The organism is Pseudomonas sp. WMBT8 (assembly GCF_050916005.1).
GTDB lineage: Bacteria > Pseudomonadota > Gammaproteobacteria > Pseudomonadales > Pseudomonadaceae > Aquipseudomonas.
In genome coordinates this window covers 2600087-2615330 of the sequence record NZ_CP188096.1, presented here as the reverse complement: position 1 = coordinate 2615330, position 15244 = coordinate 2600087, and the positions used below count along the sequence as shown (strand labels likewise).

At 55.8% G+C, this 15244-nt stretch carries 10 protein-coding genes and 2 pseudogenes; 9 read left to right on the top strand and 3 right to left on the bottom strand.

Translation table 11 applies throughout. The features are described 5' to 3' along the window. Positions 1–357 precede the first annotated feature (357 nt). The 7 genes and pseudogenes from ACO77H_RS12325 to ACO77H_RS12295 all read left to right on the top strand — a co-directional run bounded on the left by ACO77H_RS12325 (position 358) and on the right by ACO77H_RS12295 (position 11139). Positions 358–2043: a ShlB/FhaC/HecB family hemolysin secretion/activation protein gene (locus ACO77H_RS12325; RefSeq protein WP_432755752.1), complete on the top strand. Its 1686-nt coding sequence runs from the start codon at positions 358–360 to the stop codon at positions 2041–2043. A gap of 104 nt (positions 2044–2147) precedes the next feature. Continuing rightward, complete coding sequence (locus ACO77H_RS12320) at positions 2148–7100, top strand: hemagglutinin repeat-containing protein (protein WP_432755588.1); 4953 nt, start codon at positions 2148–2150, stop codon at positions 7098–7100. A gap of 188 nt (positions 7101–7288) precedes the next feature. After that, positions 7289–7498, top strand: a pseudogene (locus ACO77H_RS12315) (hypothetical protein). A 319-nt stretch (positions 7499–7817) separates the two neighbouring features. Next, entirely contained in the window at positions 7818–8054 is a 237-nt protein-coding gene (locus ACO77H_RS12310; protein WP_432755587.1) for a hypothetical protein, read from the top strand. A gap of 962 nt (positions 8055–9016) precedes the next feature. Continuing rightward, entirely contained in the window at positions 9017–9820 is an 804-nt protein-coding gene (locus ACO77H_RS12305; RefSeq protein WP_432755586.1) for a hypothetical protein, read from the top strand. Next, positions 9817–10506: a tetratricopeptide repeat protein gene (locus ACO77H_RS12300; RefSeq protein ID WP_432755585.1), complete on the top strand. Its 690-nt coding sequence runs from the start codon at positions 9817–9819 to the stop codon at positions 10504–10506. The genes ACO77H_RS12305 and ACO77H_RS12300 overlap by 4 nt, the downstream gene beginning before the upstream one ends. Before the next feature lie 423 nt (positions 10507–10929). After that, on the top strand, positions 10930–11139 hold the full coding sequence (locus tag ACO77H_RS12295) for a hypothetical protein (protein WP_092236140.1): 210 nt from the start codon (positions 10930–10932) through the stop codon (positions 11137–11139). 16 nt (positions 11140–11155) lie between these two features. Here the strand turns inward: ACO77H_RS12295 and umuC are convergent, their stop codons facing one another. Continuing rightward, positions 11156–12430 carry a translesion error-prone DNA polymerase V subunit UmuC gene (gene umuC, locus ACO77H_RS12290; RefSeq protein WP_432755584.1) on the bottom strand — a complete coding sequence of 425 codons (1275 nt, stop codon included), beginning with the start codon at positions 12428–12430 and terminating at the stop codon, positions 11156–11158. Beyond that, complete coding sequence (locus ACO77H_RS12285; RefSeq protein WP_170042759.1) at positions 12423–12848, bottom strand: LexA family protein; 426 nt, start codon at positions 12846–12848, stop codon at positions 12423–12425. Before ACO77H_RS12285 ends, umuC begins: the two co-directional genes overlap by 8 nt. Before the next feature lie 101 nt (positions 12849–12949). On the opposite strand from ACO77H_RS12285, the gene ACO77H_RS12280 reads away from it, so the two are divergent. Both ACO77H_RS12280 and ACO77H_RS12275 read left to right on the top strand, forming a co-directional pair. Continuing rightward, positions 12950–13633, top strand: coding sequence for an SOS response-associated peptidase (locus ACO77H_RS12280; protein WP_432755583.1), 684 nt, complete (start codon positions 12950–12952; stop codon positions 13631–13633). Between the two features lie 286 nt (positions 13634–13919). Continuing rightward, positions 13920–14699 (top strand): hypothetical protein, encoded by a 780-nt coding sequence (locus ACO77H_RS12275; RefSeq protein ID WP_432755582.1) that lies wholly within the window; start codon positions 13920–13922, stop codon positions 14697–14699. Positions 14700–14745: 46 nt separating this feature from the next. Here the strand turns inward: ACO77H_RS12275 and ACO77H_RS12270 are convergent. Next, positions 14746–14847 (bottom strand): annotated as a pseudogene (locus tag ACO77H_RS12270) (lysis protein); the annotation flags it as partial. Between the last annotated feature and the right edge of the window lie 397 nt (positions 14848–15244).

Below are 15244 nucleotides of genomic sequence, written 5' to 3'. Positions count from 1 at the left end.
CACGATTCGTGGCATTTGTCCTATGGCCCCCCAGCGGCATTTGTAAAAGGCAAAGGGGTAAATACGTCTGAAAGGTAGGATTGATCGGTCAGTCAGCAGAATGAGGGTAAAAATCGCCTCATGAAACGCCCAAGGAGTTATCGCCTGGCCCTCCCGCACCACCTCTGTGCATTTATTTTGTGAATAACGCTGCATTCCCCACGTTTTACGTAAAAAATCCTACAACTGATGTAGCAGACAGTTTAATGATGGCTCAACTGTGCAAGATCCCTGAGTTTACCGTTTGGCTAGGGGTATGGATTGTGTGTATTTCTACGTTAAGGATGTCGAGTGCCGAATCAGCCCTCAACCCAACGCCTGTGTTGTATCCAGAGCCTGGGCGTCGCCCTGCTCTGCCTGTGCGCGCTGCCGGCCGCCGCCGATGGGCGGCAAGCGGGCCAGGAAGCGCTGCGCTTGCAGCAGCAACAGCAGCGCGACTTGCAGCAATTACACCTGGAGCAGCGCCAACGGCAGCTGCAACGCGGTAGTTTCAGTACGCAAGCGGCCACGCCGGCCTTGCCAACAGACATAGCCAAGGATGAACGCTGCTGGCCGCTAAGTGGCACGCGCCTGGCCGGGGTCACGCTGTTCAGCAAGGCTGAGCTGAACCAACGCATCGAACCCTACGTGGCGCCGTGCATGGGCGTCACCCAGATCAACCGCCTGCTGGCCGAGATCACCCAGCTGTATGTGCAAGCCGGCTATATCGCCAGCCGCCCGTACCTGATCAGCCCGCCAGCGGCCGGGCAGTCGCTGGATATTCACGTCGAAGAGGGCTACCTCGAAGCCATCGAACTGGCCGACCAGAGCCTGCCGGTGTCGTTAGGCGGCGCGTTCCCCGGGATGCTCGGCAAGCCGCTGAACCTGCGCGATTTGGAACAAGGCCTGGACCAGCTCAACCGCCTGCGTTCGGTGGACCTCACCGCCGACATCGCCCCTGGCAGTGAAGCTGGCGCCTCGCGCATCATCCTGCGCTCGCGCAGCACGGCGTCACGCTGGGGGCTGGGGCTTGGAGTGGATAACCTCGGCAGCGCCGGCACGGGGCGTGATCGCAATGCCATCAACCTGAGCCTGGACAGCCCGCTCACGCTCAACGATTCGCTCAACCTGAGCTTCAGCGACACGCTCAACCACGGGCCGCGCTACAGCCGCAGCAACAGCCTGTTTTATTCCATCCCTTACGGGTACTGGACTTACAGCCTGTTCGCCAGCCACAACGAATACCGCTCGCCGTACAAGCTCAGCCGCGCAACGTTTTACAACAGCGGCCGTACCGACCAGGTCAGTTTGCGCACCGACCGCGTGCTGTGGCGCGACCAGGGCCATCAACTCAGCGCCAACCTGCAGCTGGCCTACAAGGACGTCGACAGCTACCTGCAAAAGGTTCGCTTAGGCATCCAGAGCCCGACGCTGACAGTGGCCGAGGCTGGCCTGAATCTGTTCTGGCTCAACAGCGCAGTATGGAACCTCGACGTCAATTACGCCCAAGGCCTGACATGGTTCGGCGCCGACCGTGATGCTGAGCAAACGCAAAAAAACCTGCCCCAGGCGCAATTCCATAAGTACCGCGCCAACCTCACCCAATGGCGCAACGGCCAATGGCTGGGGCAACCGTGGCAGTGGCAGAGCCAGCTGTCGGCGCAATACAGCCCGGATGCGTTGCCTGCCATCGAACAACTGCTGGGCACCGACGACTCGGCGGTGCGTGGCTACCGCGAAAACATCGCGTCCGGGGCCATCGGCGCGGTATGGCGCAACACCTTGCGCCTGCCGCTCACCAGCGACCTGCCGGTAAAAATCACCCCGCGCCTGGGCCTGGACAACGGCTGGATCAAGCGCGAACACGGCGCTCAAAGCCAGCGCCTGAGCGGTGCCAGTGCAGGGCTCAACCTGAGCTGGAAAAACGTGCAACTGGACCTCGATTACCAACGCAACCTCAACACGCCCACAGGGTTTGGCCAGGAGCGGGAGGTCTGGCTGACGCGCCTTAGCGTGCAGATTTGAGCAACACCTGTTTAGCCTGAGTTTACCGCCGTACCTGACCACCACAGCAGCGTTGCAACGAACAACGCACGTCGCGGATCAGCCAACACAGAGCGAATTTATTTATGCCGACTGACACCCATACGTTTCACCTTTCACCCCAGGGCAAACTGCGCTGGGCCATCGCCAGCCTGTTCCTGCTGCCGCAGCTGGTACTGGCCGGTGGCTTAACCGTCGTCGAAGGGCCTGGCGGTACGCCGCAGCTGCAAAACCAGGGCGGCGTGCCCATCGTCAACATCGTCGCGCCGAATGCCGGCGGCCTGTCCCATAACCAGTTCCTGGACTACAACGTCGACCGCCAGGGCGTGGTGTTGAACAACGCCTTGCAGGCTGGTCAATCGCAACTCGCCGGGCAGCTGGCGGCCAACCCGCAGTTCCAGGGCCAGGCGGCGAGCGTGATCCTCAACGAAGTGGTGAGCCGCAACGCCTCGGCCATCAACGGCGCTCAGGAGATTTTTGGCCGGGCTGCCGATTATGTGCTGGCCAACCCCAATGGCATTTCCGTCAACGGCGGCAGTTTCATCAACACCCCAAATGCCAACCTGGTAGTGGGCCGCCCTGAACTCAACGACGGCAAGCTGCAAGGCTTGAACACTCGCGATGCAAGCGGCCAACTGACGGTGCAAGGCCAGGGCCTGCAAAACGGTGCGGGTTCGATCAACCTGATCGCGCCGCGTATCGACAGCGATGGGCGCCTCAGTGCGCGTGACCAATTGAACCTCACGGTCGGCCGCAATCAGGTCGACTACGCCAGCGGCCAGGTGCGCCAGGTCGACCCGGCGAGCAAAACCCAGGACCAGCGTATCGACGCCCGCCTGTTCGGGGCAATGCAGGCCGGCCGTATCAACATCATCAGCACCGCCGAAGGTGCCGGGGTGCGCGTGGGTGCGGTGCAAGTCGCGGGCCGTGATGGGGTGAAGGTCAGCTCGGCCGGCAACCTCGATATCAGCGGCCAGGTCTACGCCAACAGCCTCGACGCCACCCGCGCCGGTGTGCAGAGCCGCCAGGGCGATGTCGAATTGCACAGTGCCAAAGACTTGAGCCTCGCCGCCACCGACGTCGGCGGGCGCAACGTCAAGCTCGACGCCGGCCGCAACCTCACCCTCAGCAGCCTGGAAAGCAAAAAACTTCAGGAAAAACGTGAGCAGTGGAACAACAGCAACTTCCTGTTCACCTACGAAACCTATGACCGCACCACCACCGACAAGGACTCGCGTCAGCACGGCAACAACGTCGTCGCACAACAACAGGCCACGCTGTTGTCCGGCGCCAACACCCAGATCAAGGCCAGCAAGGTCGAAGCAGGCGACGCATTGCGCGTCAACAGCGGCGCCGACCTGCAACTGAGCGCCGCCACCGAAACCCACGAAACCCGCGACCAGGGCAACCACCGCAAGCACCTGTGGAAAGCCAACTGGGACAATTCCAGCAGCGAACAGCGCAGCGTCACCAGCAGCCTCAAGGCCGGCAAAGCCCTGGAGCTGACCAGCCAGCAAAAACTGCAACTGCAAGGCGCCGAACTGAAATCTGCGGGCGACATTCAATTGGCCGCTCGGCAAGTCGACATCACCAGCGCCAGCCGTACCCAGCGCAGCAGCGACAACGCTTACTCCGGCGACCTGACTGGCGGCAGTTTCTTCGGCAAGAACGGCGATGGCGATAAGGGCAAGACCCTGAACACCGGCAGCAAGGTCAACGCCGATGGCAAGCTGATCGTCAAGGCGGACGACGTGCGCATCAACGGCAGCCAGGCGCGTGGTGGCCGACAGGCCAGCGTCATCAGCGACAAAGGCTCGCTGGTGATCGACGGCGTGCAAAACACCTCCCACGACAATAGCTACAGCAACGACAGCAAGTTCTTTGGTATCACCAAGGATGAAAGCCGCAAGAACCTCAAGGACAGCACCGTCGTCGCCAGCAACCTGCGCTCGGACAGCAACCTCAAACTGCAAAGCGCCAAAGACATCAGCGTCAGCGGCTCCAAGGTCTCTGCGGCAGGCGAACTGCAAGCGAATGCCAAGGGTGACATCAAAGTCGCGTCGGCTGAAAACACCTCTCACACCACTACCAGCACTCACACGCGGGGTTTCGATGGCTACGCCAAGGAGACCGCCGACGGCACGCGTCAGTACCGCGCGGGTGTGAACTATGCAGACCAGCAGCACGCCAGCAAGACCGACACCACCCAGCAGCAAGCTTCCAGCCTCAGCGGCGGCAGCCTGGCCGTCACGGCCGGTGGCGACGTTAGCATTAAGGGTTCCGAGCTGAAGGCGACCCAGGGCGATGCGACCGTGAGCGGCAAAAACGTCGAGCTATTGGCGACCGATGACAGCACCCGGAGCCAAACCGACACCACCACCACCGCTGGCGGCGTGTATTACACCGGCGGCCTGGACCGAGCCGGCAATGGTGCGCAGTTCAGCCACCAGAGCAGCAATGACACCAGCCACAAAACCACCGCGCAAACCAGCAGCGTGGCGTCGGCCGGCACGCTGACGATCAACGCCGGCAACACCCTGACCAGCCAGGGCGCGCAGGTGAAGGCCGGTTCTGAGTTGCAGGTCAACGCGGCGCAGGTCGATAACCAGGCGGCGCATAACACCGAGACCGGCACCCACAAAGAGAACGGTTGGACCGCCGACGTCGGCGCCAATGTTGAATACAAAGGCATCACCCGGCCGATCGAAAAAGCCGTCAACGGCGTGGCCCAGGCCAAATTCCATCAGCCCGGCCTGCTGGATGCCTTCGAGCAACCGAATGTCGGGCTCGATGTGGAAGTCGGCCATACCAACAAGACCCGCACACAGCAGGACAGTACCGCCGTGGTCAGCCAGTTCAGCGGTGGCACGGTGCAGGTCAATGTCGCCAACACCGTGAAAGATGAAGGCACCCAGTACCGCGCCAGTGAGGGCGGGCTGAAGATCAATGCCGGCGAGCACCTCGCCACGGCGGCCGCCAACACCCACACCAGCAGCGAGCAAAGCGTTGACGCCAAAGTGGGCGTGCGCGTCTACACCACCACCGGTGAAGACTTGAACGTGCGCGGCAATGGCGCAGGCGGCAGCAGCGATGTGCGCGAATCCAGCAGCACGGCGGTGGTCGGCAGCTACGCCGGGGCCCAGGGTGTGAACATCGAGACCCAAGGCGACGCGCGTTATGAAGGCAGCCAGTTCAACGGCGGCCAGGCCGGCGTCAACCTCAAAGCCGGTGGCGAATTGGCGCTGAACCAGGCCAGCGATACCCAGAGCAGCACCAATAACAGCCTGCGTGGCAGCGGTTCATTGACCGTGGGCACGGCGCCGGGCAGCAACGGTACGAACGTCAACCTCGGTGCCGGTGTGCAACTGGACGACAAGCGCCTTAACACCCAGGCCAGCCAGGCGCGTGTCGCGACGCTGCAGGGCAACGGCCCGATCCAGCTCAGCAGCGGTGGCGACATGACCCTGCAAGGCACCAAGGTCGGCAGCAGCACCGCGAAGACCGGTGACATCAGCCTCAACGCTGTCGGCAAGCTGAACCTGCAAGCAGCCACCGATACTCATGTGAGCAGCGGCAGCAACCTGGGCGGCGGCCTGACGGTCGGTGCCGGCAAGACCAGCAGCGCTGAAAGCAGCGGTACCACCGGCAGCCTGAGCGCCAACTTCAACATCGGCAAAGTCGCCGAAAACGACCAAGGCGTTAGCGTCGGGCAGTTGCACAGCAACGGCAAGGTGAGCCTCACCAGCGGCGCCAACGCGGCGGATGCGATCCACCTGCAGGGGACTCAGGTGGTGGCTGACAGCGTCAATCTGGATGCGCAAAACGGCGGCATCCTGCAAGAATCGGCGCAATCGACCCAGGCGCATAACAGCTGGGGCGTGACCCTGGGCGCAGGCGGCAGCGGCGGCAAAACCACCCTGGCCGACGCCGGTGAACATGACACCCCCAAGACCCAGCACGGCATCAATGCGCGGGCCAAGGTCGACGTGGATCACCTGCAAGGCACCACCCAGCACGACAGCCTGATCAAGGCGAATAAGGTGGTGATCAACAGTGCCGGTGACACCCATCTGGCCGGCGCGCGGATTGAGGCCGAGCAGGTCAGTGGCAATGTCGGCGGCGACCTCGTCATTGAGAGCCGCAAGGATCAAGTCAGCAGCACCCAAGTCAACGTCGACGCCAAGCTTGATGTCGAGAAAAACCAGCCCGGCGTGGTCAACAAACTGGCCAAGGCCAGCGGTCCGCTCAAGGACAAGGTGCAAGCCAAGGCCGAGGGCGCGTTTGACAAGCACCGCGAAAAGCTCGAGAACGCCGTGGACAAGGGCACCGAGCACCTGGCCTCGGCCAAGGACAGTGTGGTCAACAGCGTTGGTAACGCCAAGGAACGCCTGGGCGAAAAACTCACCCGCAGCGGTAGCTACGACGTGAACCCCGAGCCCCGCGGCGCCTTCGGTACGAGCGTGGACAAGGCCAAGGCTTACCTGGCGGACAAGAAGGATGCCGTGGGTACTCGCCTGTCCGACCTCAAGGAAAAGGCCTGGCCAAAAACCACTGACAGCTACGCCGTCAGCGGCAAAAACACCACCGGCAGTTCGGTGGCCAATACCACCGCAAACGTGCTGTTCGGCGACAAGAGCGGCAACACGTCCTACACCCCGACGTTGAACCTGGACGTCAGCCATGTGGTGAAGGACAGCGTCACTCAAGCGTCAGGCATCCGCACGCAAGGCGTCAACCTGCAGGTGAGTGGCGAAACCCACCTGACTGGCGCCCGGATCAGCGCGGACCAGGGCAAGGTCGATTTGGGTGGTTCCAAGGTGACGGCAACGACGTTGGCCGGCAGCGATTACCGAGCGGATGTCGGGCTGAACCTGTCGAAGTCACCGGTCAACCTGGTGCTGGGCGCCAAGGACGAATTGACCCAGAAACAGGACGACGCCATACGTAAGGATCAAGCCTTCAACCTTGGACCGCTGAGAGTCGGCGGGCACAGTGATCGCCAGGCGTTACAGGCCGGGATTGATCAGCAAACCAATTAACTAGCAATCCACTCGTGGAAGCAGGAGGCTATCCTGCTTCCACTACTGATCGCGTAAACACCAAAATCCGTATGCGTGAATTAGAGTTTTTCTATGTTAACCAACCCTCGCTGAAATCCATCGACTTCCACGAAAAGCACATCTGCGCCATCATCAGCCTACGCTGTTCACTCAAAGGAGGAACACCAATGCCGAACGCTGACCTACTCCCTTCCCTGCTGTCCAAAATCAACGAAAACTAACTCGCCCTTGAAGCAGCCATCATGGAGCTTACGAACTGGGTTGAGCAGCAAGGCAGCACCGAAATGGCCGACAACGTGCGTGGTGCACTGGATACCATCGACCGCAACGAAGAGTTCATCAAGCTGACCCTGGCGGTCCTTATGACGCCTGACTAATCAACAGAGACCGTTAGCTCTTAACGCCCCTACTCCCCGGTCAGAGAGGTGGGACTCTTTCGAGCGCAGCGCTGCGAGAAGCTCATTATCATCAGGAGGGTTGCTGACCTTCCGGGTCAGACCTACTGCCTAACGATCCATTGCGCGCTGGCAGAGGTGGATCTTACTGCCAGCGCCGTAATCACCGACAGTCCTGGCTCGCACTGCCGGCCAGCGGAATAGAAGAGGCAGGCTAGTTCGGGAAATTTCAGAGAGGAATGCCGCCCACCCTTCCAAGGATCTGCTGGTCAAAAAGTATAGAAAAAGGATGACGAAGGGGATGTTGCGCTTGCGCTGGGACAAGGCACGAGAGATGGCTTGCGAGAAAACTATCGAACAAGGATATCCGACGCTCGCCGCGAAGATCGGCGGGTTTCAGTTGCAAGATATTCGACCCAAGGCGGCGTCGGAAATCGTGGATATCGGCAACGCAAGCCTGCTGCTGGGGCAGAGCAATCAGGAAATCACAAAGTGCGTTGACAGAAGGCTCAGCGCCACTACGAATCCGTCAAAATAGAAAAGTTATGGAACGGTCCCATAATAGTTATGGAACACCGAGCAAATACAAGCCAGCCACAGCCGAACCCCAGAAACACGAAAGCCCCACATAAGCGGGGCTTTCGTATGAATCTTGGCGGGAAACCAGGGATTCGAACCCTGGGAACGCTATTAACGTTCGCCGGTTTTCAAGACCGCTATGCAAACTCCAGCGGGCTGTGGCTTTGAGGGCTCGCGGAGTTCCATTACTCAGCATTAGCGACCAGGCTGGAGGCCCCATTCTACAAGGGGTTAGTTTTTAGTTTAGGAACTGTTCTCGCCCCCATCCCCGGCGTCCTGCCGACCGAACACAAACTACCAAATTGCCCACGATTCGTGGCGCTTGTCGTATGGCCGCGTTCGGCCGCTAGCGGTCATGGCGTGCCTGTAAAAGGTGGGGCCATTTGTAGCCTCACTCGCGCTGAGGGAATACAAATCTTTGATGCAGACAAGAATCGAAATATTCCGTAATACATTATAGATGCTTTTCCCCCTAAGTTTTCTCCCTCCTCGTTTGTCCTGTATCTGACCGGGACCAAAAGTCACGACTGCTTGAATTGTGTGAATGAAAACTGTAACGCAGTGAAGCCAATTACGGCATTTCAACCAGAGGGATGCACGATGTCGGAGCATTATATTAGTGTAAGGGGTGAAGAGGGATTAACCACGATAACAAACCCTACCCCAGGATTTAACAGCTCACACCGATCTTCATTTACTATACATGCCGCAAAGTCAGGATCTAGTTACGGAAACAGTACAACTGAAACAGGTCATGTATTTTTAGAGATCAATACTCCGTCCTACAGAGGATCCATAGGATTTAGTCCTGGCGAGAGAACCGACACCTCACGAGACAACATTTCAACAACCGATCACTTACTATACACAGAAACAAGCTCTCACCGATTTGAAGTCCCTAACACACCTAGATTTCAAAGTATGATGGATAATCTGTCTGCGCAAGCCAACGGTTACGCAAACGGATCCGTAGACCCTGGAAACTACAATCTAGTATTTAACAATTGTATACATTTTGTAGAGCGCGTACTTTCAAAGGCCGGTGTAAGCATCGAACTTTCCGCAACACCAAATGGTGTTGCAAAAACAATAAAAAAATGCCCTGAGCCATTCAAAACACCACTTCTCATTGATTTGAGTGGTGAAGGCATAACTACTTTGTCAATCGAAGATGGTGTGAAGTTTGATTTCAAAGGAGAGTCAGACCCGATTCATACAGGGTGGGCGGGGAAGAACACTGGATTTCTGGTTATGGATAGAAACAATGACGGATTAATAAATGATGGTAGAGAGCTTTTCGGTGATCACACTCCTCTGCCGAATGGCGGTACAGCTTCAGATGGTGCAATTGCTCTCACCGCACTAGACAATAACCAAGATAGGCGGATCGACAGAAATGATACCGTGTGGGAGAATTTGAAAATTTGGCAAGACATCAATAGCAATGGAGCTTCAGAACACAATGAGTTGAAATCACTTATCGACATAGGGCTGAAAAGCATTAATCTTTCATTTGCGAAAGATTCATCATTAGATCAAAGTGGAAATATCCATGAGTTGAGCTCAACGGTAGAATGGCATGATGGTCGAGTAACTGACATAACAGATGTTCTATTTAGAACATCTGATTCGAGGCCAAATGATGATGCTGGAGCTTTTATTTTCCAAGATTCCTCTGTCGAGCTCGTCGGTTCAAGATACAGTGCAGATGAGGTATGGTCATGAGTAAATCAACCTACTCGTACCCTATTCAATTTGTTGCGCTTTTACTGTTGTCACTGTCAACGCCAGTAATCTCGGATGAAAATATGAAAACCACTAGCTCAACGTTGCCCCCAGCTATTTTTAAGCAACTCGACTATCCACCTGACTCAACACCAAACTATTACCCTAAAGATAGCGAAGAGTTTTCCAATCTACTAAATTTATCCAATGCAGGCTACGCACAATTTAACTATATTCTTGGTAAAATTTATAGTGACTATAGACTGACCGAGTCAGAAAAAGACTATAAGACCAGCTTATTTTATTACGAGAGAGCAATTAAATTATATGCGCGCCACGCGGACGCACTTACAGATCTAGGCTTTCTTTATCAGCGCGGATTAGGAACGACAAAAGATATCAACAAAGCAATTGCGCTGTATGAAACAGCCGGCGCAGCCGGATCAATTAGAGCCTACAACAACCTAAGTTCCATTTATATTGTAGGCGATGACATCCCACAAGATTTTTCAAAAGCAAAAATATACAATCAGTACGCCGCACACATGGGGCATGCGAACAGCATCGAAGTGCTGGAGCACTGGGATTACTTTGTCGAAATATCTTCAACGCAAGACGAAAAAGAAATGGCTAAAATTGTAGAAAAATACAAACAAATCGAGCTGAAAAACATGCAAAAAAAATAAATGTGGCTTTATATAAAAAAATAGAAAAATTAGCCCCCTCATCAAAATAACGAGAGGGGGCTAACAAATAAGTACAACTCCGGACTTGCTTGAGTCCTAGCTTGATTACTTGCCTGTAGGCTGACTGCTCTCGACAGATTCTGTTGAAAAAGTCGGCCTTGGTTTCCATGGCAGAAAAGTGCGCATCTGAGATTGAAATTCTTACTTTTGGCTGAGGCTTCCGGGCTCAGATTTCACGTAGCAGCGTGCAAAAATTGCGTTTTCCCGGTCATTTTCCGGGCAGTTTGAGCGGAGCGACTTTTTCAACACTATCGGCCGACTGCTGCCCTTCGCGAAGGACACCTTAGGGTCGAAAGTGGACACCCTTAGAGCAGCCGTACCGAACATCAACTGCTACGCTGTTCACTCCAAGGAGGAACACCGATGCCGAACTCTGACCTGCTCCCTTCCCTGCTATCCAAAATCAACGAGAACCAACTCGCCCTTGAAGCAGCCATCATGGAGCTTACGAACTGGGTTGAGCAGCAAGGCGGCACCGAAATCGCCGACAACGTTCGCGGCGCGTTGGACGCCATAGACCGGAATGAAGAGTTCATCAAGCTGACACTAGCCGTACTCATGACTCCTGACTGAACGTCGGATACCGTCGCTACTTACAAGCCACCGACCACAGCTGATCAAGCCTCGTCGTATAACGACGGCTCATCATTTCCCGACGCATTCCCCAGTCGGGGTTCATCGGCACACTGGCAGACCGCAGCGTTCCCTTTCCCCACCGCCCATTGATCTGGTCCAGCACCGTCATCACCCTGGTAGCCTCCGCAGGCTGCGAAACGGCGAATAGATCGTCGGTGTACTCGCCTGGCTGGCAAAGGTTGAGCAGCATCACCTCGGCCTTGCTGTACTTGAAGCCTGGCCGGTAGATGTGGTCGACCGCTTCAATCGCAGCCTTCGTCAGTAAGCGCACGTCGTCGGTTGGATAAGGCAGATCGACTACCACCCCGTTCGCATATTTGGCCTCCTCTGGGTTAAACATGCCGGTACGGATGCAGACACGGACCTTCTTGCACAGCGAACCCTGGGACCGGAGCTTTTCAGAGGCCCGCATCATGTAGGTAGCCAGCGCCTCCTTGATCGGCGGCAACTCGGTCAGGCGCCTACCGAACATCCGGCTGCAACAGATCTCCTGCTTCGGCGGGTCGGGCTCGTCCAGTTCCAGGCAAGAGGTGCCGGCCAACTCCCGGGCGGTCTTTTCAATCACGATGCTGAACTTCTTGCGCAGCGTCCACGGATCCGCCTTGGCCAGGTCCATTGCGGACTTGATGCCCAGGGCGTCGAGGTGGAGTTTCATTTTTCGTCCAACACCCCACACCTCGGCCACGTCGGTATTGCGCAGCACCCAGTCGCGTTTTGCCGGATCGGTGATGTTCACCACGCCTCCGGTCTGGGCCTGTAACCGCTTTGCCGTGTGGTTGGCCAGCTTGGCCAAGGTCTTTGTAGTGGCGATACCTACGCCAACCGGAATGCCGGTACCGCGCAGCACCTGGGCCCGAATCTTTCGCCCGAGGGCGTCCAGTCCATCAATGCCAGTCAAATCGGCGAATGCTTCATCGATACTGTAGATCTCGACCGCAGGCACCATGCTCTCTATCACCGTCATTACCCGCTCGCTCATATCCCCATACAGGGCGTAATTTGAGGAAAAAGGCACGATGCCGTGCTGCTTGAGCTTGTGCTTGATCTGGAAATAGGGCTCGCCCATTTTGATAAAAGGCTTCGCGTCGTAGCTGCGGGCGATAACACAGCCATCGTTATTGCTGAGAACTACGATGGGCACCTTGGCCAGGTCAGGACGGAAGACGCGCTCGCAGCTCGCATAGAAGCTGTTGCAGTCGATCAGCGCGAACACAGGCTGCCTAGACATGGCTTCGCACGGTGTTGGTTATCACCCCCCAGATTGAGAGCTCGTCGCCTTCCAGGATGTACCGCGCCGGATACTTCGGGTTTTCCGATAGCAGGATGACCTCTTTCCCCCGCTTGCACAGGCGCTTACAGATAGGGTCGTTGTTCAGCAGAGCCACAACGATATGCCCGTGGGCTGGCTCAATCGAGCGATCCACGACTGCGAGATCACCTTCAAAGATGCCCGCCCCCTGCATGCTCTCGCCGGTGATTGCGATCAGGTAAACGTGGGGAGCCCTGATATTTAGAACCTCATCCAATGAGATGTGCTGCTCGATGTGGTCGGCCGCCGGCGATGGGAATCCGGCCGGCACCCGGAAAGAGCAAAATGGCAGCTTCGTGCCGCCTTCGGATATCGGGCCTAAAATGGTAAAGCTCATAGAGCAGCCTTTTACAAATACTGTATAGACATACAGTTAACTTTGCAGCCGGCTTGCGGTCAATTTTTCTGTAGGGGATTTCGACAGACGGAGAGGTGCGTATGTGCGGGAGGATTTCGCAGTACAGCGATATTCAAGAGTATGTGTCCACGCTGGGCATGACCGGCACCCTGGTGAACTCCGTAGGTGAGGCACCACTTGAGCGGTACAACGTGGCCCCCACAACCCCAGTCGCCGTACTCCACATGCAGGATGAAACCTTGCACGCAGACCTGGTTCGGTGGGGTTGGCGGCCGCACTGGGCCAAGGACCGGGCTGCGCCGATAAACGCCCGAGTCGAGAAAGTGGCCCATGGCCCATTCTTCCGGGCGATCTGGCCACACCGGGTTATCACGCCCGTGGACAACTGGTTTGAATGGGTTGATGAGGGCGGGCCGAAGAAACAGCCCTACCTGATCCGCCGGCGGGATGGCGCGCCTGTGCTGTGTGCGGCCATAGGCCAGCTACCCGACGCAGATGAAGGCCAAGGCGAGCATGACGGCTTTGTGATCATCACCGCAGACAGCGCCGGCGGCATGGTGGACATTCACGACCGGCGGCCCGTGGTGCTAACGCCGGAGCTGGCCAGGGAATGGCTGGACCCGGCCACGCCCAAGGAGCGTGCCGAGCAGATGGTGTTGCACCGGGGCGAACCGGCCGAGGCTTTCGAATGGTTCAAGGTCGATATGGCCGTGGGCAACGTTAGGAGCAAGGGGCCGGAGTTGATCCAACCAACCAACATATAGCTTGGGATATGTCGCAGCCAATTGGTTGACAGCTCGATCAAAACGCCATGAAGGGAATTTTCTTCATGCAATCCAGATAACGAAATTAGGTCCGAGCAGGCAACATCACCTTTCATGATATCTTCCCGTCACACCCGATTTCTTGAGGGATGGGGTGTGAATAGAAACCCCGAAGGTCAGGCGAGCTCGGGTTTTCGACTGTCTATGGCGATAGCGTGCAAATGATTAGGGACAGCGGCCGTCACCCAAAAAACAGCCCTACTGCGATTGAAATGGAGAAGTGATAATGTGCAACTCATATCGTAGCATGCTAATTATTAAAACAGCCTCAAAGCCAAAAAAATATTTAGCAAGTCTTTTAGCCTTACTTATAAGCAATTTAGTTTTTGCGAACTCCAGCACATCTTCTGCTGATGAAAATCTCGACATGTATGACGCCAAAAACCTAATAGAGCAGGGAAAGTATAAAGAGGCAAAGACCATACTAATAAGGGAAGAAAAAACCATAACTGACATTGGAAAACTATGCTCCATATACAGCTCAATGCTAGGCTTAGCATCAATAAGCGACAACAAAGAAGAAGGGGCAAAATATGCTAGCCTATTTCAAAAATGCTATAAAGAAAACAGTACCCCCTATATTTTTCTAGGGGCCATGACCATCTATTTTAAAGGAGAGCACGAAAAAGCATTACGCATCATGGATAAACTCTTAGACAAGATAAACACTGAGCTTGCTGAGGAAAAAAAATCAGACTTCCAAGTTTTTGCAGACAAGAATTTAATATCTACCATTTATAGACTTAAAGCCTCTGACCTTCTGACCCGCCAAGAGCCACAAAAAGTAAAACCCATGATTATTTCGTTCGCGGAAAAATCTTATGAAGCAACACCATTTGGTGACGCTGAAGTTTTCTTAGCTGCTATCTACAAACTTTATGGCGATACTGAGCGTTCAAAATCAATTATAGAAAAAAGTGATGAAAGAACTACTGAGGCACACGCTGTTGACGTAATTTTAAAATCGATCAAGCAGAAAATAGACAATGCCTCAGTCTCACCTTAAGGACGTTGACTCGGAAAATTATGGCAGTTTTCAAAAACAACTTAAATTACCGAGACACCTCCCTGACATACGCTTGGCACGCCCGCAGCGCGATCAATCCTTGGTCGCCGGCATCGGTGATGGCGATAATTCGTTGAGCATGCGCGGGGCTTGAGTTGGATTCTCATTTCTGCCCATACTCACCAGTCATAAGCCAAATGAATTGCCGCCGGAAGTATCCATGCCCCTCACCAAACCCAACCAGCAACTTCGCCGCGACCTGAAATTGGCTGCGGCCTTGCTCAAGTGGGCGGGTGAATAGCCCCGGCCCCCTAGACATCTCCAGCAATGCGAGGCGCAACAGCAGATGTCACCGCTCGCGAAGCGTTACACCAACGATTGAGGCTGGCTCCTTTACCAGCTTCTTTCTATTTCGGTATTGCACCGAGGCGAACCGTCCAAAGCCTTCGAATCGCTCTAGGTCGATACAGGGGATGGTAAGTATATCGACAGAGAAGTGACCTGAATAATTAAAGTCACCTCCCTGCACACTTTAAAGTGGGTAG